This is a genomic window from Luteimonas sp. A482 (genome assembly GCF_054072655.1).
In genome coordinates this window covers 1073942-1100436 of sequence record NZ_JBSVRO010000001.1, presented here as the reverse complement: position 1 = coordinate 1100436, position 26495 = coordinate 1073942, and the positions used below count along the sequence as shown (strand labels likewise).

The following is a 26495-nucleotide window of genomic DNA, read 5'->3' as shown; positions in this document are numbered from 1 at the left end:
GGACATCGATGCGGCAACGGCGCGGCGGCTCGGCTGGCAGGGGCGTTTGCACTCCCATGTCGACCGGCCGCCGTCCGGCTCAGCGCAGCAGGTACTGGTTGAGCAGGTTCTCGTAGCGCTCCTGCTTGCCGCTGATCTGCACCGGCTCACCGCTCTTGCCCGCCAGCGCCGCAAGATCGGCCAGGCCCAGCTTGCCGGCCGCGAAATCGGCGCCTGCGCCGCTGTCGAAGCTGGCATAGCGCTGCTTGCGCCACTGCTCCCACGGCGAATCGTTGAGCAGCGCGTGCGCCACCTCGAGGCCTCGGGCAAACGCGTCCATGCCGCCGATGTGGGCGATGAACAGATCCTCCATGTCGGTCGACTCGCGGCGCGGCTTGGCGTCGAAGTTGAGGCCGCCAACCAGGCCACCCTGGCGCAGCACCACCAGCATCGCGCCGACCGTGTCATACAGGTCGGTCGGGAACTGGTCGGTGTCCCAGCCGTTCTGCGCATTGCCGCGGTTGGCATCGATGCTGCCCAGCAGGCCGTTGTCGGCCGCGACCTGCAGGTCGTGCTCGAAGGTGTGGCCCGACAGCGTGGCGTGGTTGGCCTCGATGTTGAGCGAGAAATCCTTCTCCAGGCCGTGCTGCTTGAGGAAGCCGACGACGGTGGCGCTGTCGAAGTCGTACTGGTGCTTCATCGGCTCCATCGGCTTGGGCTCGATGAAGAACTGGCCCTTGAAGCCGATGCTGCGGCCATAGTCGCGAGCGACGGTGAGGAAGCGCGCGAAGTGGTCGAGCTCGCGCTTCATGTCGGTGTTGTGCAGCGAGGAGTAGCCCTCGCGGCCGCCCCAGAACACGTAATGCTCGCCGTCCAGTTCGACCAGCGCGTCCAGCACCGACTTGACCTGCACCGCGGCGCGGGCAACGACGTTGAAGTCGGGGTTGGTCGAAGCACCATTCATGTAGCGCGGATGCGAGAACAGGTTGGCCGTGCCCCACAGCAGCTTCATGCCGGTGGCCTGCTGGCGCTCCTTGGCAAGGCCCACCAGGTGGTGCAGGTTCTTCTCGTAGGTGCCGATGTCCTCGGCGTCGGGCGCCATGTCGACGTCGTGGAAGCACCAGTACGGCACGCCGATCTTGGTGAAGAACTCGAACGCCGCGTCGACCTTGGCCTCGGCGGTCTTCATCGCATCGCCGGTTTCCCAGGGGAAGCGGCGCGTGCCCGGGCCGAACGGATCGGCGCCGGCGTTGCAGAAGGTGTGCCAGTAGCAGACCGCGAAGCGCAGGTGCTCGCGCATGGTCTTGCCGCCGATCTTCTTGTCCGCGTCATAGGTCTTGAACGCGAGCGGATTGTCCGAACCCGGTCCCTCGTAGGGAATCGTGCCGATGCCGGGGAAGTACTCCTTCGCGCCGATGAATGCCTTGCTCATATGTATGTCCGTGGTGTCGTGGTGGGAACGAGGCGTCAGTCGGCGTAGAGCGGCCGGATCGCATCGAGGTGGGAAAGGAAGTGACGGTACTGCGCGGCGTAGGCCGCGGTGGCGCCGGCGTGCGGCTGCGCGGCCAGGCGCGGGTCCAGGCGCACGTGCGAGGCGGCCAGTGCGCTGAGCTCGCCGTCGCTGCCGCCTTCGGCGCGGCGCACTGCCCACAGCGCCTGCAGCGCGGCACCGAAGGCCGCGCCCTCGGACTGCTCGGGCACGTCCACCGGCAGGCCGAACATGTCGGCCACCATCTGCCGCCACACCGCGCTCTGGCTGCCGCCGCCGGTCAGGCGGATGGCCTCGAAGCGCAGGCCGGCATCGACCAGTGCGTCGTAGCCGGTCATCAGGCTGTAGAGCGCGCCCTCCATCGCCGAGCGATAGAGGTTGGCCGGGGTCAGGTTGGTCGCGGTCATGCCGAACAGGTTGCCGCGCCCGTGCGGCAGGTCGGGCGTGCGCTCGCCGTTGAGGAAGGGCAGCATCAGCAGGCCGTCGGCGCCGGGCGTGGTGCCGGCCAGCAGCGCGTCGCCGTCGCGCGAGGAGAAGCCGCACAGCCGGGCGACCGCTTCGGTGGCGACGGTGCAGTTCATGGTGCAGATCAGCGGCAGCCAGCCGCCGGTCGAATCGCAGAACGCAGCCCAGCGGCCTTCGGCATCGACCACCGGCTCGCCGGCATAGGTGAACAGCGTGCCCGAGGTGCCCAGGCTCATGCTGAGCACGCCGGGCACCACGTTGCCGGTGCCGATCGCGGCCATCATGTTGTCGCCGCCGCCGGCCGACACCTGCACCGAATGCGGCAGGCCCAGCTCGTCGGCAAGCGCCGGGCGGATCTTCACCAGGGTGTCGGCCCCGACCAGCGGCGGCAGGCAGTCGCGCAGGTCGCGGTCGGGGTCGGTCGCGGCCAGCATTTCGGGCGACCAGTCGCGCGTGCGCACGTCGAGCCAGCCGGTGCCGGAAGCATCACCGTGCTCCATCCACAGCTCGCCGGTCAGCCAGTAGTTGATGTAGTCGTGCGGCAGCAGGATCGTCGCCAGGCGCGCATAGGCCTGCGAGCGGTGCTTGCGCGTCCACGGCAGCTTGGAGGCGGTGTAGCCGGCCAGGATCGGGTTGCCGGCCAGCTCGATGCAGCGCTGTGCGCCACCGGCCGCGTCCATGATCTCGTCGCACTCTGCAGTGGTACTGGTGTCGTTCCACAGCTTGGCCGGGGCCAGCACGTTGCCGCCCTGGTCGAGCGGCACGAATCCGTGCTGCTGCCCGGATACGCCGATGGCCGCCACGCGTGCGCGCAGCGTCGGATCGATCCGCGCGAAACACGCGCGCACCGCGTCCACCCACCAGTCCGCGCGCTGCTCGCGGCTGCCGTCGTCGCCGGCCGCCAGGTCCAGCGGCTGGCCCGCGGTCGCGACGATCTGGCGCGCCCCGGGGTCATAGACCACGAGCTTCACGCTCTGCGTGCCTATATCGAGTCCAGCAAACAGCCCCATCGAGAGATCCCCAAAAAAGTTAGCGCTACCACAACGTGGATGCAGGGCACCCAGAACAACACCGACCGATGTGTGTCGATGTCGTGTTCAGGCGTAGCGGCGTGCACGAACTCTACACACCTGTTGGAAAAAAGCCTTGCTGCACTGCGCAATCGGCGTCAGCCCGGGACCCGGATCACGTTAGCGTTAACATTTAATTTCCAATTGGAGGGTTTTTGCCACGGATTTGCGCGGATCACGCGGATTACGCGGATCAAGAAAGCTGAACAGGATTCCGCACCCGGACGCTTCTCTCCTGTTGGCCTGATCCGCGTCAATCCGCGCAATCCGCGGCCAAGGCTTCGGGCCCGGCCCGGCTCACTGCCGCGCCCCCTGCGTCACTTCCCACCGTCCGAAGAGCCTCCTCAGTCTCAGAGCCGCATGATCCGGCACTGGCCGGCCAGCACCGGCCCCGACAGGATCCGGTAGCAGTCGTGTCGAACCCCGGCGCCTCCGCCGACGCGCCCGCATCTCAGCCCGCGAGACCGCGGCCGGCTTCCATGCCCGGGTAGAATTCTCCGGCTCCCTTACGCAGTTTTGAAATGACCGAGTCCGTCCGTCCCGTTTTCCACGGTTTCGAGCAGATCCCGCTGCGCGAATACGCCGAGCGCGCCTATCTCGACTATTCGATGTACGTGGTGCTCGACCGCGCCCTGCCCTTCATCGGCGACGGCCTCAAGCCGGTGCAGCGCCGCATCATCTACGCGATGAGCGAGCTTGGCCTGGCCGCCCCCGCCAAGCCGAAGAAGTCCGCGCGCACCATCGGCGACGTGATCGGCAAGTTCCACCCGCACGGCGACAGCGCCTGCTACGAGGCGATGGTGCTGATGGCGCAGCCGTTCTCCTACCGCTATCCGCTGGTCGACGGCCAGGGCAACTTCGGCTCCTCGGACGATCCCAAGTCGTTCGCGGCGATGCGCTACACCGAATCGCGGCTCACCCCGATCGCCGAGGTGCTGCTGGGCGAACTTGGCCACGGCACCGCCGACTGGGTGCCGAACTTCGATGGCACGCTCGAGGAACCGAGCTGGCTCCCCGCGCGCCTGCCGCACCTGCTGCTCAACGGCACCACCGGGATCGCCGTGGGCATGGCCACCGACGTGCCGCCGCACAACCTGGGCGAGATCGTCAGCGCCTGCCTGCGCCTGCTCGACGATCCCGACGCGACCGTGGCCGAACTGTGCGAGCACGTGCGCGGCCCGGACTACCCGACTGCGGCCGAGATCATCACCCCGGCCGCCGACCTGCTCGCGATTTACGAAACCGGCCACGGCAGCGTGCGCGCCCGCGCCACCTTCGCGCGCGAGGGCCAGAACATCATCGTCACCGCCCTGCCCCACCAGGTCTCGCCGTCGAAGGTGATCGAACAGATCGCCGCGCAGATGCGCGCCAAGAAGCTGCCGTGGCTGGAGGACATCCGCGATGAGTCCGACCACGCCAACCCGGTGCGCATCGCGCTGATCCCGCGCTCGAACCGGGTCGATGCCGAACAGCTGATGGGCCACCTGTTCGCCACCACCGACCTGGAAAAGAGCTTCCGGGTCAACCTCAACGTGATCGGCCTGGACGGCCGTCCGCAGGTGAAGAACCTGCGCATGCTGCTGACCGAGTGGCTGGTGTTCCGCACCAGCACCGTCACCCGGCGCCTCAACCACCGGCTGGAGAAGGTCGAGCGCCGCCTGCACCTGCTCGAGGGCCTGCTGGTCGCCTTCCTCAACCTCGACGAGGTGATCCACATCATCCGCACCGAGGACGAGCCGAAGGCCGCGCTGATCGCGCGCTTCGCGCTGTCCGAGGACCAGGCCGAATACATCCTGGAGACCAAGCTCAAGCAGCTCGCCCGGCTGGAGGAGATGAAGATCCGCGGCGAACAGGACGAACTGGCGAAGGAGCGCGAGGGCATCCAGGCCACGCTCGACAGCAAGGCGAAGCTGAAGAAGCTGATCAAGGACGAGCTGCTGGCCGACGCGAAGAAGCACGGCGATGCGCGGCGCTCGCCGCTGGTCGCGCGCGGCGCGGCGCAGGCGCTGGGCGAGACCGACCTGGTGCCCAGCGAGCCGGTGACCGTCGTGCTCAGCCAGAAGGGCTGGGTGCGCGCGGCCAAGGGGCACGATGTCGACGCTGCGGCGTTGTCGTATCGCGATGGCGATGCGGTGCTCGCCGCAGTCAATGGACGCACGACGCAGCAGGTCGCCTTCCTCGACAGCGGCGGGCGCAGCTATTCGACGCTGGCGCACGCACTGCCCTCGGCGCGCGGCAACGGCGAACCCCTGACCGGACGTTTCTCGCCTGCGGCGGGCGCCTCGTTCGTGGCGCTGGCCAGCGGCGGCAACGACGAGCGCTTCGTGCTGGCCTCCTCGCACGGCTACGGCTTCGTCACCCGCTTCGAGAACCTGACCGGCCGCAACAAGGCTGGCAAGGCGCTGCTGTCGCTGTCGGAAGGCGCGAGCGTGCTGCAGCCGGCGCCGGCGGGCGGCGTGGAGGCAGGCCGCATCGTCGCGGTGACCAGCGCCGGCCACCTGCTCGCCTTCCCCGTCGCCGAGCTGCCCGAGCTGGACCGGGGCAAGGGCAACAAGCTGATCGAGATCCCCAAGGCCAAGCGCGGCACCGAGCGCGTGGTCGCCGTGGCCGTGGTGCCGCCGGGCGGCACCCTGGTGGTGAAGTCGGGCGCACGCACGATGAGCCTGTCGTTCAAGGACCTCGACGTGTACCTGGGTCTGCGCGCCAGCCGCGGCGGGCTGTTGCCGAGAGGATGGCAGAAGGTGGAAGCCTTGTCCGTGGAGTCGTAAGCCAGCGCTAGGACGCGACCCTCCAGCTGTCATCCCGAGCGTAGCGAGGGATCTCGCCTGTATCCGCCATGCAGCGCGCAAACCAAGGACGCCCCGCATCGCTCTCCCGTCAAGAGACCGACCCTGCCGGTAACCGGAGACCACCATGCAACCTGATTTCTGGCACGACCGCTGGCAACGCAACCGCATCGGCTTTCATCGCGACGCGCCGCTGCCGCTGCTCATCCGGCACTGGCCGGACTTGCAGCTTCCGGCAGGCAGCCGCGTCTTCGTCCCGCTCTGTGGCAAGTCGTTGGACATGGTGTGGCTGGCCGAACAGGGCCATCGCGTGCTCGGCATCGAACTGTCGGCAACGGCCATCGAGCAGTTCTTCGACGAGCGTGGGCTCAATCCGCGGATCCACACCAGCCCCGCCGGCACGCACTACAGCAGCGGCGCGTGGGAACTGGTCGCCGGCGATGCCTTCGCCATTCCCCGCGAACTGCTTGCCGAAAGCGTCGGCGTGTACGACCGCGGCGCGCTGATCGCGCTGCCGCCCGACATGCGCGCCACCTACGCCCGGACCACGTGGCAGCGCCTGCCGTCGGGCTGCCGTGGCCTGCTGGTCACGCTCGAATATCCGCAGGCGGAAAAGGCTGGCCCACCGTTCTCCGTCGAAGAAGCGGAAGTCCATGCGCAGTTTGCGCCGGAGTGGGAGCTCGCCCTGGTCGAGCGTCGCGACATCCTTGCGAACGAGCCTTCGTTCCAGAGCGAAGGCGTCTCCGCCCTGTCCACCGCCGTCTACCGCATGCAGCGCACGCCGCCTACCCTGTAGGAGCTGCGGCGCGACGGCAGGTATCCGGCGGCGGCTGGTCCTCAGCCGTGCGGCGCGTCCTCGCCCATGCGCGCCTGCTGGTAATTCTGCAGGCCGACCATTTCGATCAGGCGCAGCTGCTGCTCCAGCCAGCGGGTGTGGTCTTCCTCGGTGTCGACCATTTGTGCCACCAGGATCTGGCGGGTGACGTAATCGCCGTGTTCTTCGCACAGCGCCACGCCCTTGGCGAGGTTTCCGCGCACCTGGTATTCAAGGTCCAGGTCCTTGCGCAGCATCTCCTCGACCGTGCGCCCGGGCTCGAACGGATCGGGCCGCATGTCCGGATCGCCCTCGAGAAACAGGATCCGGCGCAGCAGCGCGTCGGCGTGCTGTGTTTCCTCCTCCATCTCGTGGTTGATGCGCGCATACAGCGCGTGCAGCCCGAGGTCTTCGTAGCGACGCGAGTGCAGGAAATACTGGTCGCGCGCGGCCAGCTCGCCGCGCAGCAGGAAATTGAGGTAATCGACGACTTCAGGCTGGCCTTTCATGGCGAATGGCTCCGGGAACAGGAATGCCGGGCAGTATGCCCAAGCCGGCGCGACGGCGCCGGATGAGAGCCATTTCAGTTCGCATTCTCGACCACGTGCTGCGCTGTCGCCTGTCCAGCCTCGTTCGCTCCGCCCGCACGCGTCGCCTGCCGCAGCGCGCGCAGCGAGCTGGGCTCCTCCGCGATTCCCAGCCCGCGCAGGCTGCGGTCGATGCGATCGACGTAACCGAGGTCGTTGAGCAGCGAAGCTGCCTGCAGTCCATCGAGCTCGCCGCGTCCGACCATCGAAAGCACGTGCTGGCGGAAGCCGGTCTCGAAGTCGACGGCCTGTGCCTCGAGCGCAGTCAGTGCGTCGGTATCCGGCTTGTCCCCGGCGATGCCGTGCAGTCCGCGCATCTGTGCGTACAGGTGCCGGCGCAGCGCAACGTAGGCCTCGCGCAGCGACGACTCGCCATCGCGCAGGCGCGGCAGCAGGTTCTTCTGCAGGTGCTTGGCGCCCTTCACCGCCTCGACCATCTGCACCGCCGCCATCTGCGCCTGGGTCCAGAAGCGCTGGTGCTCCTCGTCCATCGGCACTTCGATGCGGCCCATGAACGCCAGCAGGTCGGCGTACACCCCCTTGACCCGCTGGCGATAGAGCGCATCCGCATCGGGGCTGTCGCGTCCCGGTGGCTCGGAAAGCCGGGCGTCGTCAAACGCGGATTCAGACAGTCCCTCCAGCGGCAGGCCCAGCGCGCGGCAGATCACCTCGACGCTAAGTTCGCCCAGGTGGCGCAGTTCGAGCGCCACCGCCGCGGCCGCGGCGTCGGCCGAATCCAGCGCATGGCCGCTCAGGTGGCGTGCGCGGACCGGTTCGACGTCTCCCGGCGTCACCGGCCCGGTCGCGACCAGCGCGGGCACGGCGCGTTCAGGCAGCCAGCGCTGCAGCCATTGCGCCAGCTGGCCCTGCCACGGCCAGAACAGCGCGACGCCGGTGGCGTTGAACAGCGTATGGAACAGCGCCAGCTGCAGCAGGGTGTTGCCACCGAACCCGACAGGTCCGGCGATGCCGACCACCATCCAGGTCAGTGGCACCAGCAGCACCAGCGCCAGTCCCGCGGTCACCACGTTGAAAAGAACGTGCGCCAGCGCCAGGCGCTGGCCGCTGCGGTTGCCGCCGAGCGCGCCGACCACGCCGGTGCTCACGCTGCTGCCAACGTTGGAGCCGATCGCCAGCGCCAGCGCCTGGCCAAGCTCGAGCTGGCCCGCCGCCAGCGCGGCCAGGATCAGCATCAGGGTCGCGTGGCTGGACTGCAGCACCACCGTCGCGGCCAGCCCCACCAGCACGAGCAGCATCACCCCGCCCGCGCCCTCCGCCGGAATCGCGCTGAAGTCCAGGCCGCCGCCGAACGCCGCAAACCCCGCCTTGACCTGGTCGATGCCCAGGAACACGAACGCCACGCCCAGCACCACCCGTCCCGCCGCACGCCCGCGCGGCCCGGTGAAGCCGGCCAGCACGCCGAACACCAGCAGCGGCAGCGCCAGCGGCGCCAGGCTGAAATCCTGCCCCGCCAGCGCCAGCAGCCAGATGCCGCTGGTCGCGCCCAGGTTGGCGCCGAAGATGATCGCCAGCCCGCCCGCCAGCCCGACCAGGCCGGAGCTGATGAAGGCGATGGTCAGCAGCGAGACCAGGGTGCTCGACTGCAGCACCACCGTCGCGCCGATGCCGAACAGCAGGCCGCGCGCCGGCGTGCCGGTACTGCGCGCCAGCAATTGCTCCAGGCGCCCACCGGCGAGCTGGCGCAGCCCTTCCTCCAGGCACTGCATCCCAAACAGGAAGATCGCCAGGCCCGCGCACAGCTGCAGCCAGCCGGCATCGCGCCAGAACGACCAGGCGAGGATCGCGACGACGACAGCCAGCAGCAACACGCGCAGTTTCGAACCCAATGCTCCACTCCCTCCCCGCAGCGGGCTGCCATTAGACCGCGCCATCGCCCATGCGCCTACCCGTCGCGCGGCAACGGTGCACCCGCCACCGCGGCGGTCGGCGGTGCGCGATCCGCTAGAGTCACCGCTCACGCGCGCGCGGAGCGGCAACGATGGTTCGATGGCTGAAACGGCTGCTGCTGCTTGGACTCGCGCTGGCGGTGGCGGGCGGCGGCCTCGCCTGGTGGTTGCTGCGCGGCAGCCTGCCCGCGCTCGACGGCGAGCTGGCGCTGGCGGGGCTGTCCGCGCCGGTGAGTGTGCAGCGCGACGCGCTGGGCGTGGTCACCATCGACGCGCAGGACGAAGCCGATGCGATGCGCGCGCTTGGCTACGTGCACGCCCAGGAACGCTATTTCGAGATGGACCTGCTGCGGCGCACGTCCGCGGGCGAACTGTCTGCGCTGTTTGGCGCGGTCGCGCTCGATGCCGACCGCCGCCATCGCGTGCACCGCATGCGCGCACGGGTGGACGCGCATCTGGAGGCCATCGCAGGCGAGCGCATGCCGATGCTCCGGGCCTATACCGACGGCGTCAACGCCGGCGTGGCTGCGCTGCGCACCCGGCCCTGGCCCTACCTGCTGCTGCGCCAGCAGCCGGAGCCCTGGCGACCGGCCGACACTGCGCTTGCCGGTTACGCGATGTACTTCGATCTGCAGGATGCGTCGAACGCCAACGAACTCGCGCTGTGGAAGCTCAGGCAAGGCCTGCCCGCGCCGCTGTACGCGCTGCTCACGCATCCCGGCAGCAGTTGGGATGCGCCGCTGATGGGGGCAGCGTTCGGCGACGCGGTGTTGCCGGGCGCGGAGGAAGTGGACCTGCGCGAACTTGCGGCGGCGGGTGCGGGCGCGGCGCGGGAGGCGGTTGCCCCCTCTCCACCGTCCGCTCCGCGGACGGTCCCCCTCTCCACCGCTACGCAGGGGAGAGGCAGCGGCTGGTCGCCTGCGGCGACCGATCTTTTGCCGGGCAGCAACAATTTTGCCGTGTCGGGTGCGCTCACCGACGATGGCCGCGCGATCGTCGCCGATGACATGCATCTGGGGCTGCGCGCGCCCAACCTCTGGTTCCGCGCGCGCCTGCGCTGGCCGGAGGCAGCTGCGCCCGGCGGGAGGGTCGACGTGCAGGGCGTCACCCTGCCCGGCCTGCCGGCGATCATCGTCGGCAGCAACGGCCATGTCGCCTGGGGCTATACCAACAGCTACGGCGACTACCTGGACTGGGCGCTGGAAACGCCCTGCGCCGACGCCGGCATGGCGCCTGCCCAGGCGGCGACGCCCTGTGCCGCGGTCCAGCTCCATCGCGAAACCATCCACATCGCCGGCGCCGAGCCAGTCACTCTGGACGTGCACGAAACCCGCTGGGGCCCGGTTCTCCATGAGTTGCCCGATGGCAGGCTGCTCAGCCTGCGCTGGACCGCGCACCTGCCCGGCTCGATCAACCTCGGCCTGGCCGGCTTCGCGCGTGCCGGCGACCTCGATGCCGCCCTCGCGGTTGCGGACAGCGCCGGCGTGCCGACCCAGAACCTGGTGATCGGCGATGCCGGCGGCCGCATCGCCTGGCGGCTGCTGGGACCGCTGCCGTCGCGCGCACCCGGCTGCGATCCTGCCGCACCGGCGGCCGTGGCGATTGCCGGCGAAGCGATCGGGCCCGACGGGGCCACCTCCGAAGGCGCGCTGGCTGGCGCCTGCCCGCCCTGGCAGTCCACCGCCGACGCCTCGCCCCTCGCCACCTCCCCCGCCTTCGACCGGATCTGGACCGCAAACGCCCGCACCACCGATGGCGAAGCCCTCGCCCGGATCGGCGACGGCGGCTATGCCCTCGGCGCCCGCGCCGGGCAGATCCGCGACGCGCTGCAGGCCGGCCAGCGCTTCACCGAAGCTGATCTGCTGGCCATCCAGCTCGACGACCGCGCCCTGCTGATGACGCGCTGGTGGGAACTGCTGCGCTCGCTCGGGAGCGGCGCGACCCCGGCCCTGCACGAACTCGCCGCAGCCGCCGACACATGGCAGGGCCGCGCCAGCGTCGACTCCGCCAGCTACCGCATCGTCCGCGCGTGGCGGCTGGCGGTGCACGCGCGGCTGCTCGAGGGCCTGCTGGCCCCGGCGCAGGCGGCACCCGGCGAGGATTTCGAACCACCCGCCTTTCCCCTGTTCGAGGGCGTCGCCTGGCCGCTGGTCCAGCAGCGGCCCGCACACCTGCTGCCGCAACGGTTCGACTCCTGGCCTGCCCTGTTCGAAGACGCCGCTCGCGAAGTCCGCGACGACCTCACCGTCCTGGGCCCGCTGCGCGAACGCAGCTGGGGTGAGCACAACACCGCCGCCATCTGCCATCCCCTGGCCGGTGCCATTCCGCTGGGCCGGCGGCTGCTGTGCATGCCGGCCGACCGCCTGCCGGGCGACACGATGATGCCGCGGGTGCAGGGCCCGGCTTTCGGCGCCTCCCAGCGCATGGTCGTCGCGCCGGGCCACGAAGAGGCCGGCGTGATGCACATGCCCGGCGGGCAGAGCGGCCATCCGCTGTCGCCGTTCTGGGGCGCGGGACACGACGACTGGGTGCAGGGGCGGCCGACGCCATTCCTGCCGGGCCCGGCCACGCACACCCTGCGGCTGCAGCCCGAAGGCCGCTGACGGAACCGACGCGATGCGGCATTCACTTGGCACTTGCTAGCGTCGCCTTGCCTGGCTCTGGCCGGGCTCATGGAAGCCGGGTGACCTGACTGCCCTTCTTTCCCCGTTCCCAAGCACAATACCCCGCCAGTCCGCCCCCCGCCGACGCGCAACGCATGATTGAATTCGGACACCTCACCCACGTCGGCCTGCGGCGCGAACTGAATGAGGACACCTATTACGGCGACAGCGAGCTGGGGCTCTGGCTGGTGGCCGACGGCATGGGCGGGCATGAGTACGGCGAGGTTGCCAGCGCGCTGGCGCGCGAGACGATCGTGCGCGAGACCCGCCAGGGCACGCCACTGCCGCAGGCGATCCGCATCGCCGACGAGGAGATCATCCGCGCCTCGCGCCAGCGCAGCGACGCGCTGCCGATGGGCACCACCGTGGTGGCCGTGCGCGTCACCGGCAGCCGCTTCGAGGTGGCCTGGGTCGGCGACAGCCGCGCCTATCTGTGGCGCGACGGCAAGCTGGCCCAGCTCTCGCACGACCACAGCTACGTGCAGGAACTCATCGCCCAGGGCGCGATCAGCATCGACCAGGCGCGCACCCACCCGCACCGCAACGTGGTCACCCAGGCCCTGGGCGTGACCGAACCGCAGTTGCTCAACGTGGAAACCCTGTCCGGCGAACTCGCGCCCGGCTCGCAGCTGCTGCTGTGCAGTGATGGCCTGACCGAGGAGGTGGACGACCGCGCCATCTCGCGCGTTCTGGGGCACACCGAATGCAGCGCCCAGGAGTGCGTGGACGGCCTGGTCGCGGCCGCGCTCGATGGCGGCGGCTCGGACAACGTGACCGTGGTGCTGGTGCGCAGCCACTGAAGTCGTGGCGCGATCGGACCGTCAGGGCATTCCGCCCTGCACCGGACATCACGCCCTGGTGCGCCCGCCTTCCGGTGATCGATCAGCCGGCGACGGCGACCGCCTCGTGCGGCGCCGCCTCGGGCGGCGCCGCCTCGGGCAGCTCCCAGACGCAGCGCCCGGCCTTGCGCCGGATCGCCTCCACCCGCGCGTCGTGCAGCGCCAGATCTTCCGCCGACACCGTGATCGACGGACGCGGCGCGCTTGCACCCGCCGGCAGCACGAAGCGGTTGGCCCCGGTCCCGGCCGCAGGCTCGGCGGCGGCGAAGCCGATCTCGCCCTGCCCCGAGGTCAGCGCCAGCCACGCCTCGGCCAGCAGCTGCGCATCGAGCAGCGCGCCGTGCAACTGGCGGTGCGAGTTGTCCACGCCCAGCCGCCGGCACAGTGCGTCGAGCGAATTGCGCTGTCCCGGGTAGCGCTTCCGCGCCAGCTCGAGCGAATCGAGCACCGTCACGCGCTCGCGCAGCGGCGGGTAGCCGTCGCCCAGCCGCGACAGCTCGGACTCCAGGAAACCCATGTCGAACGCCGCGTTGTGGATCACCAGCTCGGCGCCGTCGACGAAGGCGAGGAATTCGTCGGCGACCTCGGCAAAGCGCGGCTTGTCGGCCAGGAATTCCAGGGTCAGCCCGGTCACCTCCTGCGCGCCGATCTCGAACTCGCGGTCGGGATTGAGGTACTTATGGAAGGTGCGCCCGGTGGGCCGGCGCTCGATCATTTCGACGCAGCCGATCTCGACCACGCGGTTGCCCTTCTTCCATTCAAGGCCGGTGGTTTCGGTGTCGAGGATGATGTGGCGCATGGTCTTCAGAAGCCGGGGCTGTGGTTGGGTGCCTGGTGGCAGTGGTTGATCCGGTCCGGTTGTCACGCCGGACCCAGCGAGGGATCGCTTGGCCTATCCCGCTCGCGCGCGCATGCGGATGGCCTCGTTGCGGGCGAGCACGTCGACGCGCTCATTGTCCAGGTCGCCGGAGTGGCCCTTCACCCAGCGCCAGTCGATCTCGTGGCGGGCGCAGGCCGCATGCAGGCGCTCCCACAGGTCGCGGTTCTTGACCGGGTCGCCGCCGGAGGTCTTCCAGCCGCGCCGCACCCAGTTGGGCATCCACAGGGTGATGCCCTGGCGCACGTACTGGGAGTCGGTGTGCAGCACCACTTCGCAGGCGCGGCTCAGGGTTTCCAGCGCGACGATCGCGGCCATCAGCTCCATGCGGTTGTTGGTGGTGAGCGGCTCCCCGCCGGACAACTCGCGCTCCTTCTCACCAAAGCGCAGCAGCGCCGCCCAGCCGCCGGGACCAGGATTGCCGAGGCAGGCGCCATCGGTATGGATGCCGACGCTCATATCGCCGAGGCTCCCTGGGGCAGCGGCAGGACCCGCCGCGACCGCACCGGCGTCAGCGGGATGGCGCGCTTCTCGGCGCGCAGCAGATAGGCCGCGCGCAGCCCGGGGCCCTGCTGCGGCACGGGCGAGACTTGCACGGTCCAGTTCGGACCCAGCCCCTGCGACACCGCATCGGGCGCCAGCCCGGCCTCGCGCAGGCGCCGGCGCCAGGCCAGCGGCTCGGAGGCGCTGATCCCGCTGCCGCGCCAGCGCCACCGGTAGGGCGCCAGCGGGTTGAGCACGAACAGCGACAGGCGCCCGCCGTTCACCAGCAGGCGCGCTGCCTCCTCCAGCAGGGCGACGCCGCGGGCGCCCCCGGGTCGCGCCACGTGCTGCAGGACGACGGCACCGAAGGCCTCGCTGGGCAGCGGCAGCGGCAGCGCACAGTCGACCGGGCCGCGCCAGCGGGTGCCACTCCTGGGCGCCAGGTACAGGCCGCGACCGGGTCCATCCGCCGCGCGCGGCACCGGGCCGCACCACAGCCAGGGCAGCCCGGGCCGGTCGGCCAGCGCCTCGGCGACAGCCGCCTCCTCGCTGGCCAGCACGGCGCGCCCGGCATCGGTCAGGAACCAGTCGTGGACGGTGGCGGGGTCCATTTGACGGACCGGGATCTGGACGGGCATGGTCGCCATTCTAAAGGCAGCCGGACCCGGACCCGCCGATGCAGCTCACCGCGCTCCCCGCGCTGGACGACAACTACATCTGGCACCTGGCCGGGGCGGACGGCCGTTGGCTGGTGGTCGACCCGGGCGATGCCGCACCGGTCCTGGCCGCGGCCGGCGACGGGCGCGCCCCCGAGGCGATCCTGCTCACCCATCACCACGGCGACCACGTGGCCGGGGTCGCCGGCCTGCGCCAGCGCTGGCCGCAGGTGCCGGTGCACGGCCCGGCGGACGCGCGGATCGAGGCCATCGTCGACCACGTGGCCGCGGACGGCGACCGGATCCAGGCCGGGCCATGGGCGTTCGATGTCCTGTCCGTGCCCGGCCATACCGCCAGCCACATCGCCTTCCACGGGCATGGCCTGCTGTTCAGCGGGGATACCCTGTTCAGCCTGGGCTGTGGGCGCCTGTTCGAAGGTACGCCGCGCGACATGCTCGGCGCCCTCGACCGGCTGTCCGCCCTTCCCGCGGCAACCCTGGTCTGCTGCGGGCACGAATACACCCTGGCCAACGCCGCCTTCGCGCGCGTGGTCGATCCCGACAACGCGGCGCTGCGACGCCGCCACGAAGAGGCCATCGCCATGCGCCACGCCGCACAGCCCACCGTCCCCTCGACCCTTGCCCAGGAGCTGGCCTGCAACCCGTTCCTGCGGATCGACGCGCCTGCCGTCCGCGCCACGCTGGCCGCGCGCGAGCCATCCGCGGCGCATGACCGGGTCGAAGCATTCGCCGCATTGCGGCGCTGGAAAGACGGCTTCCGCGCATGAGGGCGCGCGCCATTGCCGGGGGCCTCGCGCTGCTGTGCGCGCTGGCCGGACCGGCGCTTGCCGGTCAGCCGGTGGCGACTGCACCGGGCCCGGTCGCCGCGCAGACGGCAGAGGTCGCAGATCGAACCGAAGCTGCCGCTGTCGACGCCGTCGCAGGCGACGCTGCGACGCAGTTGCCCGCTTCCGATGCATCCGCGATCGCCCTGCCGGCGGGCACGCGCAGCGGCCTGGACATCTACCGCAACTTCCGCGAAGGCCTGGCCGACCAGGCATGCCCGGCGGACGCCAGCCCGCGCTGGCGGCGCCACTTTGCCCATGCGCCCGGCCAGTTCGTCGCGCCCGGCAGCGACGTGCTGCCGCTGTTCGGCTATGTCGTCGACCGCCTGCGTGACCTGCACCTGCCCACCGAGTACGCGCTGATCCCGTTCGTGGAGAGCGGCTACCGGCCGGGCGCGCGCTCGCCGCACGGTCCGGCGGGGCTCTGGCAGTTCATCGCGCTGACCGCGCGCAACCACAAGGTGGCGGTGGGCCCGGGATACGACGGGCGCCTGTCGCCGGTCGATTCCACCGATGCCGCGACCCGTTACCTGCGCACCCTGCACGGCATGTTCGCCGGCGACTGGCGCCTGGCGGTAATGGCCTACAACGCCGGCGAGTACCGGTTGCTCGGCGCCCTCAAGCGCGCTGGCCAGCGCCCTGCGCAAGCCGATCCGGACGCGTTGCCGATGCCGCAGATGACCCAGGCCTACGTGCGCAAGCTGCAGGCCCTGTCCTGCCTCCTGGTCGAGGCCGGGGAAGGCGATGCCTGGCTGCAGGCGCTGGACCGGCCGGTTCCGGTGCTCACCGCGGCCGCGGTGCCCCTGCAGATTGCCTCGCTGGACGCCCTGGCGCGCGAGCACGGCGCCGATCCCGCCCAGCTGCGACGCCTCAACCCGGTGCACGGCAACGGCCGCATCGCCCGCGCCGGCGGAACGCCCCGCGTGCTGTTGGCCTCCGTGCAGGCGCCGTCCCAACTGGTGGCTCGCGCTGCCCCGCCGCCGGCGCGCGTCCTCGCCAGCGACGACGATATCTCCGACGCCATGGCCGATGCGTCGGGCTTCGTCGAAGCGATGCCGGCGCGCACGCACCTGGTCGTGCGCGGCGACTCAGCCTGGCGCATTGCCAGCCGCTACGGCCTGCGCGTGGCCGACCTGCTGGCGCGCAACGGCCTCGACGCCCGCAGCGTGCTGCGGCCCGGCATGGTGCTGGCGATCGATCCGGCCGGGGCTGCCTCGACGGTCATGGCAGAATAGGCGCCGGTCCACATCGCGAGTCATCCATGGGTTTCCTGCAGGGCAAGCGCGCACTGATCACCGGCATCGCCAGCCAGCGTTCGATCGCCAACGGCATCGCCGAGGCGATGCACCGCGAAGGCGCCGAACTGGCCTTCACCTATCAGAACGAAAAGCTGAAGTCGCGCGTCGACGACGCGGCCGCGAAGCTGGGCGGTGGCCCGTCCTTCCCCCTGGACGTCACCGATGACGCGCAGATCGCCGCGTTGTTCGACGATCTGGGCAAGCACTGGACTGATGGTTTCGACATCCTCGTCCACGCCATCGCCTATGCCCCGCGCGAGGCGATCACCGGCGGCTTCCTGGACGGGCTGACCCGCGAGAACTTCGCGATGGCCCACGACATTTCGGCCTACTCGCTGTCGGCGCTGGCCAAGGGCGCACGCCCGCTGATGCAGGGCCGCCAGGGCTCGATCCTCACCCTGAGCTACCTCGGTGCCGTCCGCACCCTGCCCAGCTACAACGTCATGGGCGTGGCCAAGGCCGCGCTGGAGGCGAGTGTGCGCTACCTGGCGCTCAACCTTGGCCCGGAGGGCATCCGCGTCAACGCGATTTCCGCCGGCCCGATCAAGACCCTGGCCGCAGCCGGCATCGGCGGCTTCCGCAAGATCCTCGGCCACGTCGAGTCCCACGCCCCGATCCGGCGCACGGTCACCATCGAGGACGTCGGCAACGCCGCCGCCTTCCTGTGCTCGGACCTCGCCTCGGGCATCACCGGCGAAATCACCTACGTCGACGGCGGCTACAACATCGTCGGCATGACCGGCCTGGAAGCCGGCGAATAAGCGCGCTTCCGCTAACCAGAACGCCCTCGTCCCGGCGTTGAGCGGCAAGGGCGGACGACAACCGGACGAGCAAATCAGGGCAGCCCGGTCGGCTCCGTCCTTTCCCGAGCGATACAACTCAATGCTACGGGAACGGCGACCGACCGGCGTTGGAGCCGAAGGCCGGACGAACCGCCCGTACCGTGACGATCAGCGTATCTCGCGTGCCAGCGCCTGCAAGCGACAGAAGACGTCGAAGCGGAGATCGTGCAGTTCGGCGATCTCACCGCCGGCATGCAGGCACGTTTCACCCGGATGGCTGAGCGCAGCCATCGCTGCCTGGATATCCACAAACAGGCCGGCCGCTACAGCGCCAAGAGTTGCGGCACCAAGCAGGACCGGCTCCTCGCTGTGCGAGGCCATCACCGGCTTGCCAACAGCGTCTGCCAGCAATTGCCGGATCAGGCGCGATTGCCCTGCCCCTCCGCAGATGACGATCTTCTCGATCGGTGCGCCAGCCTTGGCCTGGGTTTCGATGATCTGCCGCAAGCCGTACCCGACGCCGCACACGCCTGCCAGATAGAGCGCGGCCAAGCTGTCGAGATCCCGCTCCATGCCCATGCCAGCGATCACGGCGCGAGCGTGGGGATCGGCGAACGGTGCACGATTGCCAAGGAACTCGGGAACGACATGAAGCCCGCCCGCGAGGCGGACGATCTCCGACAAGCAGGACGCCCTCGTGATCAGTCGTTCGGTCAACAGTTCCGACACCGGGATGCCGCGGGCCCGGGCCAGCTCACGCGCCTCGCCCGAGGCAGGGTGGCATTCGATCAGGTGATCGATGGCCGCACCGGCGGCGGTTTGCCCGCCTTCATTGAGCCACATGCCCGGCACCATCGCCGAGTAATAAGGACCCCAAACGCCGGGTGTGAACTTCGGCTCGATGGTCGAGGTGAGGGTGCAAGAGGAGGTGCCGAACACATAGGCCACATGCGTGGTAGGCGAGCCCTCGACGCCGACCGTACCGATGCCACCGGCATGCGCGTCGATCATCCCCGCCGACACGGCGGTGCCTGGTTCCAGCCCGAGATCGCGTGCCGCGGCTGCGCTCAGGCCCAGGCCCAGCGGCTGGCCCGGGTCGATCACCCGCGCACCGATCCTCCCGAATCCGTCCTCGACCAGGTCTTCCAGGCCGATGCTGTCGAAGTACGACGCATCCCACCGGCGCTCATGGGCCAGATAGGTCCACTTGCACGTGACGGTGCAGGTCGAACGGGCCAGATCACCGGTGGCCTTCCACGTCAGGAAATCCGAGAGATCAAAGAACGCCCAGGCCTTGGCATAGATCTCCGGGCGGTTCTCCTTCAGCCAGAGCAGCTTGGGCGTCTGCATCTCTGGCGAGATCCGACCGCCGACGTACTTGAGCACGTCGTGCCCGCCCGCGTTGATCCGCGCGGCCTGGTCGACGGCGCGGTGGTCCATCCACACGATCACGTCGCGCGCCGGATCTTCCGACGGCCCGACCGGCAGCGAGGCGCCGCCCTCGGCCAGGACCACGAGCGAGCAGGTGGCATCGAAGCCGATGCCGGCGACCTGCGAAGGAAGCACATCCGCCACCTCGATGGCGGCGCGCACCGAGCTGCATACGGCGTCCCAGATCTGTGCCGAGGACTGCTCGACCATGGCGCCCGGGCCGCGCCAGATTTCAAGCTCGGTCTTGGCCGAGGCGAGCATGTGGCCCGAAAGGTCGAACAGCCCTGCACGCGCGCTGCCCGTGCCGACGTCGACACCAAGGATGAAACGCCCGTTGTTCCTGCCCATATCAGTTTTTCCCGAATCCAGGTCTGCGAAGGTGAATCAAAGGTCCAGGCCGCTCGGCACGATAACCATGTCGCGGATGGTCACGCTGGGCTTGCGCGTGAGCATGAACACGACCGCGTCGGCCACTTCCTCCGGATGCATCAGGCTGCCGTTGGCGAGCGCCTCTTCCATCTTGGCCTTGGGCCAATCGTCCAGCAGCGCGGTGACGACCGGTCCGGGCAGCACCGCGCCCACGCGCACGCCGTGCGGCGCGACTTGGCGGCGGGTGGAATGGACGAAGGCCTGCACCGCGAACTTGGACGCCGTGTAGATCGGCTCCCAGACCACGGGCACGACGCCTGCGACCGACGAGGTGAACAGGATGTCGCCCGCCTTCTGCGCGATCAGGTGCGGCAGCACGGCGCGCACCGAGCGGAACGCTGCATTGATGTTGAGGTTGAGCACGCGGTCCCAGGCGTCCGGATCGCCCTCCGCCACCGCGCCGCCGATGTAGGCGCCGGCATTGGCATGGAACGCGTCGAGCCGGCCGGCCAACTCGAGGATGTGCGGCAGCATCCCCGACACCTGCGGCCCGTCGAGCAGGTCCACGACCAGCGGCAGCGCATCCGGGCCGATCTCCCCGCACAGCGCCTCGAGCCGGTCCCCGGCGCGATCGATCATGACCACCCTGGCACCCGCGGCCACCAGCGCGCGCGCGCACGCCAGGCCGATTCCCGATGCCGCGCCGGTGATGGCGACGACCTTGCCCTTCATCTGTTGCGACATGACGTTCTCTGCCTTGGTTGTCCGGTTACCCGCGGCCGTGCGTCGCGCGCGAGCGACGGGCAAGCGAGTCGACGATGACGGCGATGGCCAGCACGCCACCAGTGATCATGTAGCGCAGGCTGGACGAGAGGTTGAGCAGCGTCAGCCCGTTCGAGATGGCCACGATGACGATGATGCCGAGCAGTGCCGAGTACGCGCTGCCGCGGCCGCCGAACAGGCTGGTGCCGCCGATGACGGCCGCGGCGATCGCGTTGAGGTTGACGTCTCCGGTGCCGGCCTGCTGGCTTGACGAGGCCAGGCGCGCGGCCGAGAGGATGCCGCCCAGCGCGGCCAGCGACGATCCGAGCATGAAGGCCGAGAGGTAGATCCGCTTGACGTTGATGCCGGTGCGGCGCGCCGCCTCGCGGTTGCCGCCGACGGCGAACATCGAACGGCCCCACTTCGTCCGCGTCAGCGCATAGTCCAGCCCCACCACCAGCAGCACGAACAGGCAGAACATCCACGGCACGCCGCGCCCGAGGTTGAGGTACCACACGGCGAACTGCAGCGCGGCGGTCAGGGCGCCGGCCTTGATCAGCAGCAGGCTGGTCGGCTGTGCGGTCAGGCCGACGGTGCGCCGGCGCCTGGCCGTATCCAGGCCGACCAGCAGGATGGCCAGTCCGGGCACCAGCGCCGCCAGGTGGGAGAGCCAGACGGGCATGATCTGCAACTGGCCAAAGGCCACGAAGGACGAGGCGTAGGGAAGGTTGATCGAACCCGCGTTGCCCAGCACGTACAGCTGCAAGCCCAGCAGCGCGAGCAGGCCCGCCAGGGTCGATATGAAGCTCGGCATGCCGATCCAGTTCAGCAGCGTGGCGTAGACCGCGCCAACCAATGCGCCGGCCGCCACCGCCACCAGGATGGCCGGCAGCAGCGGCCAGCCCATGTTGACCCAGAACACGCCGACGATCGCCGAGGCCAGCCCGCTCATCGACCCCACCGAAAGATCGATCTCGCCCAGCATCAGCACGCAGACCACGCCCAGCGAGATGACTCCGATGGTGGCGCAGTCGAACAGCAGGTTGACCAGGTTGTCCGGCGCCAGGAACAGCGGGTTGAGGCTGCTGAAAACCACCGAGATGACGACCAGCCCGACCACGACCGGCAGTGTGCCCAGGTCGCCTGACCGGACCCGGTCGAAGAAGGCGCGGACCGCCCCGAGCATGCTGTCGTCGTGCCTGACGCGCTCGTCGGCGCGGTCGATCGCCTGTGCGTTCTGCTTGCTCATTGCAGTTCCCCTGCCGATTCGGCCGCCTTCCTGCGGGTGCGCAGGGAGACTGAATTCTCTGTCGCGCCGGTGATCGCGGTGACGAGTTCGTGGTTGCTCGCGTCGGGCTCGAAGATCCCGTTGTTGCGGCCCAGCCGCAGCACGACGATGCGGTCGGCGACCGCGCGCACGTCTTCCATGTTGTGGCTGATGAGGATCACGCCCAGGCCGCGCGCGCGCACCCGCTCGATCAGGTTCAGCACCTCGGCCGTCTGGGCGACGCCCAGCGCCGCGGTGGGCTCGTCGAGCATGATGATGTAGGGATCGAGCAGCAACGAACGGGCGATGGCCACGCTCTGCCGCTGGCCGCCCGACAGCGACGCGATCGGCTCGCGCACCGAAGGGATCCGCGCCGCCAGTTCCTTGAGCAGCGTCCAGGCGCGGACTTCCATCTGCACCTCGTCCAGCCACAGCGGGTTGAGCTCGTGCCCGAGGAACACGTTGGCCACGACGTCCAGGTTCTCGCACAGCGCGAGGTCCTGGAACACGGTGGCGATACCCAGCCTGAGGGCTGTCGCGGAGCTGTCCAAGGTCACGGGCTGCCCCATGAACTCGATGGAGCCGGAGGTCGGCTGGTGGACGCCGGCGAGGATCTTCACCAGGGTCGACTTGCCTGCACCGTTGTCGCCGACCAGGGCGACGACCTCGCCGGCACGCACTTCCAGGTCGATGTCGGTCAGCGCGGATACCGCGCCGAATTTCTTGGACACGCCCTTCAGGCGGAGGATGACCTCGCCTGTTGCCGGGCGTCGCGCCGTCTGGCTCATGATGGTGGTCTCCGTGGCTTCGCGCGCATGGCGGCTGGGCAGTTCCGGGCCACGCCGGCATCCCATTCGGATGCGCGGCGCGCGCGGAACGATCGCGGCTGGCTACTCGGGGATGCCGAGCTCCCGGCAGGCTTCCACGTACTCGCCGGTGCACACTTGCGCGGGCGTCTGGATGCCGGTGTCGAAGATCTCGGCCTTGATGTTCCCGCGCGTCACCACGGTGGGGACGAACAGTTCCGCCGGCGTGTCGTAGATGGTGGTCTTCGCCTCCGGCCCCTCGCCGTCGAGCAGCGCCACGGCCACGTTGGCCGCCGCGGCCGCGACGATCTCCGAGGGCTTGGAAATGGTGTTGTACTGGTCGCCGGCAATGATCAGCTGCAGCGCGGCGACCACCGCGTCGTTGCCGGTGACCGGCGGCAGCGCGTCGACGCCCGCCGCCTTGAGCGCGGCGATGGCGCCGCCTGCGGTGCCGTCGTTGGCCGCGACGATGCCCTTGATCTCGGGTCCGAAGCGCGTGATCTGGCCGGCGACCCACTGCTGGGCCTCGGCCGGCTTCCAGTCGGGCGTATCGAATTCGGCAAGCGTGGCGTACCCCGAACCCGCCAGGCCGCGATGGATGCCGTCGCGGATCAGGCCGGCCGCGGCGTCGGTCGGCGAGCCATTGACCTGCAGCACGCCGGAGCCTTCGGGTACGCCGGACGCCTTGAGGTGCTCGACGAACGAGCTCGACAGCGCGTAGCCCAGCGCCTCGTTGTCGAACGACACGTAGTAGTCCGCCGGCGTGCCCGGAACGGGCCGGTCGTAGGCCACGACCTTGGCACCCTGCGACCTGGCCAGCGTCACCAGCGCGGCGGCCGCCGAGGAGTCCACCGGGTTGAGCACGATGACTTTCGCGCCCTGGATCAGCGCGGAGTTGAACTGCTGCTGCTGCAGCGTCGCATCCGCGTTGGCGTTCTGATAGATCACCGTGCAGTCCGGGCAGAGCCTGGCCATCTCGGCCTTGAAGCCGGGGAAGTCGCGCTCCTCGTAACGCGTCGAGCTCTGGTCGGGCATCAGGAAGGCGACCGTGCCGGCGGACTCACCGCCGGAACTGCAGCCGACGAGCAATGCGACAAAGCCTACGGCCGTCGCCAGCCTGGAAAGATTCATTCCGGTTTTCTCCGGTGTGCCTGGGACTGTTTGTGGCTGTTGGTATGGGCGGCAATCGCCGCATGGCCGGGCACTTTTCCGCCGGCCGCCGCGCTTGGACCCGCTCATCTGTTCAACCGGTTGAGCACCCGTGCTCAACCGGTTGAGCGAGGTTGCTGTAAGGGCCGGTCGATGTCAAGCTGCGCCCAGCTCATGGACGATGGGCATGCTGGGGAATGGCCTTGACGGGGAAGCGGACAGCGACGGCAAGGCGCACCGGAAAGCGCACCACGATCTACGATCTGGCCGAACTGGCGGGCACCTCGCCATCGGCCGTGAGCGCCGTGCTCAACGGTACCTGGCGCGAGCGGCGCATCGGCCCTGCCCTGGCCGAGAAGATCCAGCGGGTGGCCGACGAGCAAGGCTACGCGATCAACCTGCAGGCGCGCGGACTGAGCCGCGAGCGCTCCAACCTCATCGGCATGATCGTGCCCAAGTACGACAACCGCTATTTCGGCTCCATTGTCGAGCGGTTCGAGGCGATGGCGCGCGAGCGCGGCCTGTTCCCGATCATCACCTGCACCCAGCGCGACGCGGAGCTGGAAATCCAGGCCGCGCGCGAGATGATTTCCCACCAGGTCGACTACCTGATCGCAACCGGCGCAACGGACCCCGACCGCATCACTGGAATCTGCGCGCGGGCGGGTGTGCGCTCGCTCAACCTCGATCTCCCGGGCAAGCTCGCGCCGTCGGTGATCTCGGACAACCGCGGCGGAGCACGCGAGCTGACGCGGGAGATCCTGAAGGCCTCCCGGGACCGGCGCGTGGAAAACGAGCCGCTGCTGTTCGTCGGCGGCCGGCCGAGCGACCACAACACGATCGAACGCATCAAGGGCTTCCGCGATGCGCATTCGGAATCCGGCATCCCGGTCGACGAGGACAGGATCCTCACCAGGGGCTACGCGCCGGAAAAATCGCGCGGCGCGCTGGAGGCCTATGTCGCCGGCGGCGGCAGCTCGCCCAGTGCGATCTTCGTCAGCTCGACCATCACCCTCGAGGGCGTGGTGCCCTGGATCGAGACAGACCCGGCGTACGCGCAGGCGCGCCCGTGCATCGGCTGCTTCGACTGGGATCCGATGGTGCGGGCACTCGACCGCAACATCCTCATGCTCCGCCAGGACGTGCCGAAGATGCTGCAGGCCCTGTTCGACATGATAGACGGCAAAATCAAGGCGGCGGGGGTCGTGGAAATTCCGCCCGAGCTCGTCGGCGAGGATGCCCCGCCCTGCTAGGCGGCGGCGCGCAGGTGCCTGGTCCGCGCCAGCGGGTCCGGGGATAGGAGGCCGACACTGGCGCGGACAGGCGTTCTGCGCCGGCGGCGATCGCGCGCCGCCGGCGTCAATCATCGCGGGCGTCAGTCGCTGACGACGTTGAACGCCGCCGGATCGGGCAGTTCGACCGGAACGCCCGCGGCATTGCAGGTACCCGCCGCGCACAGCTGTTCGCGCAGCCGGGGCGTGGCCTGCACGATGACATGGTAGACGACGTGCTGCTCCATGGTGCCGCGGAACGCATCGCTGCCGGGACCACGCGCCCAGATGCCCACGTCGTCGCCGCCATGGGTTTCGGCGGTCATCGGCACGAGCACTTCCTGCAGGAAGTCCGGATGCTCGGTGTCGACCTCGCTCAGGTCGGGACGGCCGGTCGCCGGCTCGAACTTGCGCGGGACATGCAGGTGGTGCTTGGGACCGGCGGGCTGCTCGTCGCTGGCACCGACGTAGCCCGAACCGTTGGCGTAGACCAGCGTGGTGTACGGCAGGCCGAGCGCATCGCGCGCGTACTGGGTCGGGTCGCCGCCCTCGCTGGCCAGTCCGCGGACCTTGCCCAGGATCGGGTTGCCGCGCGTGGGATAGCCGACGAAGCCGAGCGTGTGCGAGTGGTCGGCGGTCACCACGATCAGGGTGTCTTCGGCCGAGGTCATCTCGGCCGCGGCCTGCACCGCGCGCGACATGGCGGTGGTCTCGTCGAGCGCACGGAAGGCGTTGCCCTCGTGGTTGGCGTGGTCGATGCGTCCGCCCTCGACCAGCAGCACGTAGCCGTCGCCGCTGCGCGAGAGCCGTTCGATCGCCACGCGCGTCATCGTCTCCAGATCCGGCTCGCCCGCCGCGTCCTTGCGCCGGTCGTGCTCGTACTGCATGTGGTCGGGCTCGAACAGGCCCAGCACGGCCTCGGCGTCGCGGGCCGCGCGCAGCTGCTCGTTGTTCCACACGTAGGCTCCGCGCGGATTGCGCTCCTGCCATTCGGCGACCAGGTTGCGGCCGTCCCGGCGCAGGCCGGTCTTCCCGTCGTACTCCGGATCGCGCTCGGTCGCGGGCAGGAACATCGCGCGGCCGCCGCCCATGACCACCTTCGGCCCCTGGCCCGGCGCGAAGTCCAGCAGTTGGCTGGCGATGTCGCGGCAGCCCGCGGCGCGCGCGTCAGCGGGAAGCTGCGCATCGCTTTCCCAGTTTCGGTCGGGCGAGTGCGCATAGAGGGAGGCGGGCGTGGCGTGGGTCAGCCGTGCGGTGGTGACAATGCCGCTCTGCATACCGACGTCGTCGGCCAGCCGCAGCCAGGACAGCAACTGCCGGTCCAGGCTTTCGGCGCAGTCGCTGCGGTTGCCTGCGGACACGCCGATGGCACCCATGTGCGACTTCGCGCCGGTGGCCAGCGCGGTCATGGTGCCGGCCGAATCCGGCGTCTGCGAATCGGTGTTGTAGGTCTTGCTCAGCGCCGTGTGCTCGAACTGCTCCCAGCTCAGCAGGTGCTCCTCGCCAGGACCGCCGGCGCGCTGGCCTTCGAGAATGCGCGCAGCCGCCACGGTGGTCAGGCTCATGCCGTCGCCAAGGAAGAAGATCACGTTCTTCGCGCCGCCGGACATCGCTCCGTTGCGCGCCGCATGGGCCGCACCGCTGCGGTACCACCACTGCGGCGTTTCGCCCGCTGGACGCGCGATGGACGGAACGTCCACCGCGACCGCCTGCGGTGCCGCGCTCGCCTGCGGTGGGCTCGCCTGGTGTCCCGGGGTCGCGACGCAGCCGGCCAACAGGGCGGCGACAAGTGCGGTAGCGGCAGGCAGCTTACGGGGCATCTGGAATCCTTCGGGTTGCAGAGGCGTTCGACGGATGTCGTACCAGCCTTCAGTGGAAACGCCGGTGGACGGGCGGTGTG

21 protein-coding genes are annotated in these 26495 nt (G+C 69.7%); 8 read left to right on the top strand and 13 right to left on the bottom strand.

All coding sequences use genetic code 11. The features are described from left to right. Nucleotides 1–79: 79 nt before the first annotated feature. Nucleotides 80–1411, bottom strand: a complete 1332-nt coding sequence (gene xylA / locus ACW5DW_RS04925) for a xylose isomerase (protein ID WP_457017641.1) — start codon at nt 1409–1411, stop codon at nt 80–82. A 35-nt stretch (nt 1412–1446) separates the two neighbouring features. Beyond that, the gene (xylB, locus tag ACW5DW_RS04920) at nt 1447–2943 is read right to left on the bottom strand and encodes a xylulokinase (protein WP_457017640.1); all 1497 of its coding nucleotides are present in this window, start codon (nt 2941–2943) and stop codon (nt 1447–1449) included. Nucleotides 2944–3524: 581 nt separating this feature from the next. Here xylB and parC point away from each other — a divergent pair. Further along, nucleotides 3525–5771, top strand: a complete 2247-nt coding sequence (gene parC / locus ACW5DW_RS04915) for a DNA topoisomerase IV subunit A (protein WP_457017639.1) — start codon at nt 3525–3527, stop codon at nt 5769–5771. Nucleotides 5772–5916: 145 nt separating this feature from the next. Then, the gene (locus ACW5DW_RS04910; RefSeq protein WP_457017638.1) at nt 5917–6585 is read left to right on the top strand and encodes a thiopurine S-methyltransferase; all 669 of its coding nucleotides are present in this window, start codon (nt 5917–5919) and stop codon (nt 6583–6585) included. A gap of 41 nt (nt 6586–6626) precedes the next feature. Here ACW5DW_RS04910 and bfr read toward each other — a convergent pair whose 3' ends face one another. After that, entirely contained in the window at nt 6627–7112 is a 486-nt protein-coding gene (gene bfr / locus ACW5DW_RS04905; protein ID WP_457017637.1) for a bacterioferritin, read from the bottom strand. Between the two features lie 74 nt (nt 7113–7186). After that, the gene (locus tag ACW5DW_RS04900; RefSeq protein ID WP_457017636.1) at nt 7187–9037 is read right to left on the bottom strand and encodes a Na/Pi cotransporter family protein; all 1851 of its coding nucleotides are present in this window, start codon (nt 9035–9037) and stop codon (nt 7187–7189) included. A gap of 152 nt (nt 9038–9189) precedes the next feature. Here ACW5DW_RS04900 and ACW5DW_RS04895 point away from each other — a divergent pair, with 152 nt between their 5' ends. Both ACW5DW_RS04895 and ACW5DW_RS04890 read left to right on the top strand, forming a co-directional pair. After that, nucleotides 9190–11700: a penicillin acylase family protein gene (locus tag ACW5DW_RS04895; protein WP_457017635.1), complete on the top strand. Its 2511-nt coding sequence runs from the start codon at nt 9190–9192 to the stop codon at nt 11698–11700. A 155-nt stretch (nt 11701–11855) separates the two neighbouring features. Continuing rightward, complete coding sequence (locus ACW5DW_RS04890) at nt 11856–12560, top strand: PP2C family protein-serine/threonine phosphatase (protein WP_457017634.1); 705 nt, start codon at nt 11856–11858, stop codon at nt 12558–12560. 82 nt (nt 12561–12642) lie between these two features. Here the strand turns inward: ACW5DW_RS04890 and dnaQ are convergent, their stop codons facing one another. The 3 genes from dnaQ to ACW5DW_RS04875 all read right to left on the bottom strand — a co-directional run bounded on the left by dnaQ (nt 12643) and on the right by ACW5DW_RS04875 (nt 14597). Next, nucleotides 12643–13398: a DNA polymerase III subunit epsilon gene (dnaQ, locus tag ACW5DW_RS04885; RefSeq protein WP_457017633.1), complete on the bottom strand. Its 756-nt coding sequence runs from the start codon at nt 13396–13398 to the stop codon at nt 12643–12645. A gap of 93 nt (nt 13399–13491) precedes the next feature. After that, entirely contained in the window at nt 13492–13935 is a 444-nt protein-coding gene (gene rnhA / locus ACW5DW_RS04880) for a ribonuclease HI (RefSeq protein ID WP_457017632.1), read from the bottom strand. Further along, nucleotides 13932–14597 (bottom strand): hypothetical protein, encoded by a 666-nt coding sequence (locus ACW5DW_RS04875; RefSeq protein WP_457017631.1) that lies wholly within the window; start codon nt 14595–14597, stop codon nt 13932–13934. The genes rnhA and ACW5DW_RS04875 overlap by 4 nt, the downstream gene beginning before the upstream one ends. A 38-nt stretch (nt 14598–14635) precedes the next feature. On the opposite strand from ACW5DW_RS04875, the gene gloB reads away from it, so the two are divergent. From gloB to ACW5DW_RS04860, 3 genes are read left to right on the top strand one after another with little or no spacing between them, the layout of a single operon-like run. Then, nucleotides 14636–15403 (top strand): hydroxyacylglutathione hydrolase, encoded by a 768-nt coding sequence (gloB, locus tag ACW5DW_RS04870; RefSeq protein ID WP_457017630.1) that lies wholly within the window; start codon nt 14636–14638, stop codon nt 15401–15403. Continuing rightward, on the top strand, nt 15400–16695 hold the full coding sequence (locus ACW5DW_RS04865) for a transglycosylase SLT domain-containing protein (RefSeq protein WP_457017629.1): 1296 nt from the start codon (nt 15400–15402) through the stop codon (nt 16693–16695). Before gloB ends, ACW5DW_RS04865 begins: the two co-directional genes overlap by 4 nt. Before the next feature lie 26 nt (nt 16696–16721). After that, a complete protein-coding gene (locus tag ACW5DW_RS04860) occupies nt 16722–17519 on the top strand; it encodes an enoyl-ACP reductase FabI (RefSeq protein ID WP_457017628.1) in 798 nt (265 codons plus the stop codon). A gap of 189 nt (nt 17520–17708) precedes the next feature. Here the strand turns inward: ACW5DW_RS04860 and ACW5DW_RS04855 are convergent, their stop codons facing one another. From ACW5DW_RS04855 to ACW5DW_RS04835, 5 genes are all read right to left on the bottom strand, one after another. Next, on the bottom strand, nt 17709–19319 hold the full coding sequence (locus ACW5DW_RS04855) for an FGGY-family carbohydrate kinase (protein ID WP_457017627.1): 1611 nt from the start codon (nt 19317–19319) through the stop codon (nt 17709–17711). A 36-nt stretch (nt 19320–19355) separates the two neighbouring features. Beyond that, nucleotides 19356–20084, bottom strand: a complete 729-nt coding sequence (locus ACW5DW_RS04850) for an SDR family oxidoreductase (protein WP_457017626.1) — start codon at nt 20082–20084, stop codon at nt 19356–19358. A 25-nt stretch (nt 20085–20109) separates the two neighbouring features. Beyond that, on the bottom strand, nt 20110–21351 hold the full coding sequence (locus tag ACW5DW_RS04845) for a sugar ABC transporter permease (RefSeq protein WP_457017625.1): 1242 nt from the start codon (nt 21349–21351) through the stop codon (nt 20110–20112). Next, nucleotides 21348–22157 (bottom strand): ATP-binding cassette domain-containing protein, encoded by an 810-nt coding sequence (locus ACW5DW_RS04840; RefSeq protein WP_457017624.1) that lies wholly within the window; start codon nt 22155–22157, stop codon nt 21348–21350. Before ACW5DW_RS04840 ends, ACW5DW_RS04845 begins: the two co-directional genes overlap by 4 nt. A gap of 102 nt (nt 22158–22259) precedes the next feature. Then, on the bottom strand, nt 22260–23306 hold the full coding sequence (locus ACW5DW_RS04835; RefSeq protein ID WP_457017623.1) for an ABC transporter substrate-binding protein: 1047 nt from the start codon (nt 23304–23306) through the stop codon (nt 22260–22262). 215 nt (nt 23307–23521) lie between these two features. Between ACW5DW_RS04835 and ACW5DW_RS04830 the strand changes: the two genes are divergently transcribed. Then, nucleotides 23522–24577 (top strand): LacI family DNA-binding transcriptional regulator, encoded by a 1056-nt coding sequence (locus ACW5DW_RS04830; protein WP_457017622.1) that lies wholly within the window; start codon nt 23522–23524, stop codon nt 24575–24577. Between the two features lie 122 nt (nt 24578–24699). On the opposite strand, the gene ACW5DW_RS04825 is transcribed toward ACW5DW_RS04830, so the two are convergent. After that, on the bottom strand, nt 24700–26415 hold the full coding sequence (locus tag ACW5DW_RS04825; protein WP_457017621.1) for an alkaline phosphatase: 1716 nt from the start codon (nt 26413–26415) through the stop codon (nt 24700–24702). Nucleotides 26416–26495 lie beyond the last annotated feature (80 nt).

What these genes read in the sequence shown, in the direction of transcription:
- ACW5DW_RS04855 (WP_457017627.1), bottom strand. Translation starts at nt 19,319, where the DNA reads ATGGGCAGGAACAACGGGCGTTTCATCCTTGGTGTCGACGTCGGCACG.
- rnhA (WP_457017632.1), bottom strand. Translation starts at nt 13,935, where the DNA reads ATGAGCGTCGGCATCCATACCGATGGCGCCTGCCTCGGCAATCCTGGT.
- xylA (WP_457017641.1), bottom strand. Translation starts at nt 1,411, where the DNA reads ATGAGCAAGGCATTCATCGGCGCGAAGGAGTACTTCCCCGGCATCGGC.
- ACW5DW_RS04860 (WP_457017628.1), top strand. Translation starts at nt 16,722, where the DNA reads ATGGGTTTCCTGCAGGGCAAGCGCGCACTGATCACCGGCATCGCCAGC.
- bfr (WP_457017637.1), bottom strand. Translation starts at nt 7,112, where the DNA reads ATGAAAGGCCAGCCTGAAGTCGTCGATTACCTCAATTTCCTGCTGCGC.
- ACW5DW_RS04875 (WP_457017631.1), bottom strand. Translation starts at nt 14,597, where the DNA reads ATGCCCGTCCAGATCCCGGTCCGTCAAATGGACCCCGCCACCGTCCAC.
- ACW5DW_RS04890 (WP_457017634.1), top strand. Translation starts at nt 11,856, where the DNA reads ATGATTGAATTCGGACACCTCACCCACGTCGGCCTGCGGCGCGAACTG.
- xylB (WP_457017640.1), bottom strand. Translation starts at nt 2,943, where the DNA reads ATGGGGCTGTTTGCTGGACTCGATATAGGCACGCAGAGCGTGAAGCTC.
- dnaQ (WP_457017633.1), bottom strand. Translation starts at nt 13,398, where the DNA reads ATGCGCCACATCATCCTCGACACCGAAACCACCGGCCTTGAATGGAAG.
- gloB (WP_457017630.1), top strand. Translation starts at nt 14,636, where the DNA reads ATGCAGCTCACCGCGCTCCCCGCGCTGGACGACAACTACATCTGGCAC.
- ACW5DW_RS04845 (WP_457017625.1), bottom strand. Translation starts at nt 21,351, where the DNA reads ATGAGCAAGCAGAACGCACAGGCGATCGACCGCGCCGACGAGCGCGTC.
- ACW5DW_RS04865 (WP_457017629.1), top strand. Translation starts at nt 15,400, where the DNA reads ATGAGGGCGCGCGCCATTGCCGGGGGCCTCGCGCTGCTGTGCGCGCTG.
- ACW5DW_RS04835 (WP_457017623.1), bottom strand. Translation starts at nt 23,306, where the DNA reads ATGAATCTTTCCAGGCTGGCGACGGCCGTAGGCTTTGTCGCATTGCTC.
- ACW5DW_RS04910 (WP_457017638.1), top strand. Translation starts at nt 5,917, where the DNA reads ATGCAACCTGATTTCTGGCACGACCGCTGGCAACGCAACCGCATCGGC.
- ACW5DW_RS04840 (WP_457017624.1), bottom strand. Translation starts at nt 22,157, where the DNA reads ATGAGCCAGACGGCGCGACGCCCGGCAACAGGCGAGGTCATCCTCCGC.
- parC (WP_457017639.1), top strand. Translation starts at nt 3,525, where the DNA reads ATGACCGAGTCCGTCCGTCCCGTTTTCCACGGTTTCGAGCAGATCCCG.
- ACW5DW_RS04825 (WP_457017621.1), bottom strand. Translation starts at nt 26,415, where the DNA reads ATGCCCCGTAAGCTGCCTGCCGCTACCGCACTTGTCGCCGCCCTGTTG.
- ACW5DW_RS04895 (WP_457017635.1), top strand. Translation starts at nt 9,190, where the DNA reads ATGGTTCGATGGCTGAAACGGCTGCTGCTGCTTGGACTCGCGCTGGCG.
- ACW5DW_RS04850 (WP_457017626.1), bottom strand. Translation starts at nt 20,084, where the DNA reads ATGTCGCAACAGATGAAGGGCAAGGTCGTCGCCATCACCGGCGCGGCA.
- ACW5DW_RS04830 (WP_457017622.1), top strand. Translation starts at nt 23,522, where the DNA reads ATGGCCTTGACGGGGAAGCGGACAGCGACGGCAAGGCGCACCGGAAAG.